Source organism: Ciceribacter ferrooxidans, from assembly GCF_004137355.1.
GTDB lineage: Bacteria > Pseudomonadota > Alphaproteobacteria > Rhizobiales > Rhizobiaceae > Allorhizobium > Allorhizobium ferrooxidans.
This window is the reverse complement of the sequence record NZ_SDVB01000305.1, coordinates 1-259: the sequence shown is the minus strand read 5'-3', so window position 1 is coordinate 259 and position 259 is coordinate 1. Positions and strand designations below refer to the sequence as shown.

Annotated in this window: 1 protein-coding gene; it reads right to left on the bottom strand. The window is 61.4% G+C overall.

Annotation, left to right across the window (positions count from 1 at the left end; all coding sequences use genetic code 11):
• Positions 1-25 precede the first annotated feature (25 nt).
• On the bottom strand, positions 26-259 hold a 234-nt coding region (locus EUU22_RS25685), incomplete at its 5' end, for a hypothetical protein (RefSeq protein WP_205687942.1).

Sequence of the window (259 nt, the reverse complement as noted above, 5' to 3'; positions counted from 1 at the left end):
TGACGCAGGTCGTTAGTAAAGGCAGCTACTCCATCCACATCGTTGTCGTAGCGATCTGGTGAATGGCGGTGACCTCGTGCTGCACGGCGCTGGTTAACCGTATCGCGAAGATCGACAGGACGCTGGCGAGGTGGGGAGCGTGGCCGTTCAACTCGGCGCTCCCTGTGTTGCTCAGGAGGCGAGTGAACAGATCGCTCGTCGTGGCCCCTGCTCCTGCGATTGGATCCTGTGCCGGCGATGCTGAGGCTTGGCTGGTGGT